Below are 3,573 nucleotides of genomic sequence, written 5' to 3'. Positions count from 1 at the left end.
ATTTGTTTATGATTGCTTTATTTGGTTTTCAATGTTCGTGACGGCTTTGTGTTCCGCCATGTAAATAAACATAAAGCATATTCTCAGGTTTGTAAAGTTTTTTTAACAACAAATTAACTAATGAAAGTTATAAGCTTAAGTTATCAATATGAAGAAAACTGGATAAAGAGGTAAGAATGCACAAAAAAGTAGGTAAAGCCTGGAAGCGCGTCGCCTTCAGGCATGGAAATATTAAGATACAGACTTTTGCTGGCTGGGGATCATAATGAGAGCCCAATAGGGAACTTCAGCGGGATCGACATCTGCGATCGCCCGAATTCGCTGATTCGGCATAGTTGCGCGTTCTATATACAGTGCTCGATCGAACTGTCCCAACTCAATCAGTACGTCCCGGACTTTCGCAAAATGCCGGCCCAGCTTAATAATCACAGCAGCATCAACAACCGCCAGTCGATCGCGCAAAACCTCAGCCTCCAGCGTCGCAGGCATAATACTTAACACATCGTTACGATAAGTCAGCGGCACCCCCAACGCAGCCGCACTCGCCATTGTCGAAGAGATTCCCGGCACAACTTCAGTGGTAAATGTCCCTGACAAACGGTTGAATAGATACATAAACGAGCCGTAGAGAAAAGGTTCGCCCTCACATAGCACCGCCACATCCTGTCCCTCGCTCAGATGGGCGGCAATTTTCTCGGCAGCAATATCATAATAAGGTTGAGACGATCGCGTCGGACTAAAAGGTAGCGGCATCGGAATCTCAATTTGCTCCGGGCGCAGATAATCTGCGACGATCGCCCGCGCCAGCACCTTACCATTTTCCATCGCCGGATAGGCAATCACCGACACCGATTGCAAAATCCGATAAGCTTTCAAAGTAATCAACTCTGGATCGCCAGGGCCAATACCCAAACCATACAATTTACCAGTAGCCTTAGTCATAATTCATCCTTTTTCGCTAACGCATTAACGGCCGCCGTTGCCATTGCACTGCCACCGCGCCGCCCGTGCAACGTAATAAATGGCACTCCCCGACTGTTGGTGGCCAGTTCGGCTTTGGATTCGGCAGCCCCCACAAATCCTACCGGGAAACCCAGAATTAAAGACGGTTTAGGTGCTCCGGCATCCAGCATTTCCAGTAGCCGGAACAAAGCAGTTGGGGCATTGCCAATTGCCACAACCGCACCCTGCAAGTTGTCCAGCCATAAATCCAGGGCCGCCGCAGATCGAGTATTTCCCATTTGCCGTGCCAACTCCGGGATCTCGGAATGCCAGAGGGTGCAAATCACCGGATTGTCAGCGGGAAGGCGTTTGCGAGTGATGCCTTCGGCCACCATCCGGGCATCGCAGAGAATAGGCGCACCTGCGACGAGGGCGTTGTGTCCCGCGGTGGCTGCACCGGGGGAAGCTGCTAAATCTGTAACAATATCGGTCATGCCGCAACTGTGAATTAGTCGCACGGCTACCGATTCTAAATCGGGTGGCAAGCTTGACAAATCTGCTTCGGCTCGAATTGTGGCGAAGGATTTAATGTAGATTTCTGTTCCGTCTCGAATGTAGTCAATCATTGTTTAAAACTGCTATGAGAATTTCGTGGGATTTGTGAAATAGATTTTTTGAATGAACCGCGAAGGCTCTTTCGGCGAAGCCGTTCCCGTAGGGTAGGACGCGAAGGAAGAAAGATCCAGAGAGATTAGGAAGAGAAATACTTAAAAATTGTCATTTTTAATGGGATCTTTTTTCACTTTTAATTCCGATTTTCGGTGCTCAACAACTCCTGCAATTGGTCGATCGCCTGCCGATCAAAAAACTCACCAAATGACTCCAAAGGCTCTCGAAACCGCTGATACACTCGCAACATTCGCTCGATCGCACGGGGCATCTCGATCACACTCACCGCCGGAAAAATTGGTCGTCCGAAGGGCAAATCTTTTCTACCCGCATAAATGTCGTAACCTTCGATCGTCTCGTGTCCTCGCTCAATCTGAATTCCCACCAGCGTGATATCAATTGGCTGGTGCTGGGCGCAGGACTTTTGGCAACCGCTGAAATGAATGTTAATCGGCAGGTCGATCGTCAATTTTTGCGCTAAATTCCGCACCATTGCTAGGGCGTGACTTTGAGTATCTGTCGCCGCCGACGCACAGCCGCTGCTGCCGGCACAAGCCACCAAGCACGAATCTAGGCGAGTCGCCGACGAGTGCAATCCCAAATCGGCGATTTGCTGTTTTACCTCAAAAAGCTGAGAGTTGGGGATATCAGAAATCAACAGATTTTGCCACGGCGTAAGTCTCAGAGTACCACTGGCTAGTTTTTGGGCTACATTTGCCAAATTCCGCAGTTGCTTTGATTCTAGCCTACCTAGAGGCAGTGCAATTCCCATGTAGGATAAATCCGACTGTCGCTGAGGGTGGATGCCGAGATGTCGGTGATTGGGGAGGGATTTTTCAGATAAGTCGATCAATCGGGCGGGTAAGATGCCCACCCCACAAGGAAATTCACTCTTTGTGGAACAGGTATCTTGCCTGTTTTTGGGAAATGTGCAAGATGTGAATTGCCCTAAAAATGGTAAATTCTGCTGTACCCTTTCTAGATAACTTTCAGCGCCCCAATCTGCCAGCAGGTGACGCAAACGCGGTTTTTTGCCATCAATTCGAGGTCGATTTTTTGTGTATTCAAGATAGGTGCTAGCGAGGGTGGCTAATACTGAAATACATTGCGATTCTTGGATTAAAATTCCTGTATCGCCGTTTAAATGTAGCCTAAAAAGGATTTCTGATTGGGTTGAAAGCGCTTCAGCAGCTAATAAAATATCGTTGCGTAAAGCCTGGATCGAAACAGATTCCCCGCCGTCGAAGCCAATACTGAACTTAGGCGAAAGTTCCGACAATTCGGGATTCGTTTGCAGGTAATCATCCCAAGCTTTCACTAGCGGGCGAGTATCGAGTAACTGCTGGCGATCGATCCCTGCTGTCGGGCTTGCCATAGTATTGCGAATCGGGTCAACTTCAACGCGGCGAGACGCTATCCCCAATTCCTGCAAGCGGTTCCAGACTTCCGGGGCAATTTCCGATTTCACTTCTCGGATTTGCAAATTTGCCCGATTTGTCACTTGCAAACAGCCGGTACTGTATTGATCGGCTAAATCGGCGATCGTCCGACACTGCTGCGCGTTTAAAATTCCCCCCGGAATCCGCATTCTCGATAAAACTCCGTCTCGGGCTTGGGAACCGTAAAATAAACCCGGACAAGTCGGCAAATCAGTCAAAGCTAACAAATAATCTCCTCCCCGTGCTACGCAGGGAATCCAAAAGTAAACGCCCACAAAGCGCCCCCGAAATCGGCATTCTGACTTTTACAGTTGCGGCACAGCGCCGGAATTGCACCGGACTTTCCCGCTTTCAGGTTTTAGAAAGGTATCACGAGCTGACCTACAGAAAGCAAAACCCTCAACTTTCTTAACAAAACCCCTGGCGATGGCGTCGGACCCCGCAACCTACGCCCCTGTCTCTCCTTACATCAGCTTTCCTAATCACAGTCATCAGTTTAACTGTCGTCAAACCCCTTTACAAA

3 protein-coding genes and 1 riboswitch are annotated in these 3,573 nt (G+C 48.8%); all 3 genes read right to left on the bottom strand.

Annotated features, from left to right (window positions below; genetic code table 11):
- Nucleotides 1–231 precede the first annotated feature (231 nt).
- Nucleotides 232–942, bottom strand: coding sequence for a precorrin-2 C(20)-methyltransferase (locus Q5691_RS27360; RefSeq protein ID WP_333348374.1), 711 nt, complete (start codon nucleotides 940–942; stop codon nucleotides 232–234).
- Entirely contained in the window at nucleotides 939–1,568 is a 630-nt protein-coding gene (locus tag Q5691_RS27355) for a precorrin-8X methylmutase (protein WP_333217043.1), read from the bottom strand. The genes Q5691_RS27360 and Q5691_RS27355 overlap by 4 nt, the downstream gene beginning before the upstream one ends.
- Nucleotides 1,569–1,747: 179 nt before the next feature.
- Nucleotides 1,748–3,325 (bottom strand): precorrin-3B synthase, encoded by a 1,578-nt coding sequence (cobG, locus tag Q5691_RS27350; RefSeq protein ID WP_333348371.1) that lies wholly within the window; start codon nucleotides 3,323–3,325, stop codon nucleotides 1,748–1,750.
- 8 nt (nucleotides 3,326–3,333) lie between these two features.
- Nucleotides 3,334–3,413, bottom strand: a riboswitch (adenosylcobalamin-variant (AdoCbl-variant) riboswitch).
- Between the last annotated feature and the right edge of the window lie 160 nt (nucleotides 3,414–3,573).

The sequence above is a fragment of the Microcoleus sp. w1-18aA5 genome, from assembly GCF_036701705.1.
Taxonomy (GTDB): Bacteria; Cyanobacteriota; Cyanobacteriia; order Cyanobacteriales; family Microcoleaceae; genus Microcoleus.
This window is presented reverse-complemented; position numbering and strand designations above follow the sequence as displayed.

Bases quoted from the DNA above. Each gene is read 5' to 3' on its own strand.
- Q5691_RS27360 (WP_333348374.1), bottom strand. From the start codon at position 942: ATGACTAAGGCTACTGGTAAATTGTATGGTTTGGGTATTGGCCCTGGC.
- Q5691_RS27355 (WP_333217043.1), bottom strand. From the start codon at position 1,568: ATGATTGACTACATTCGAGACGGAACAGAAATCTACATTAAATCCTTC.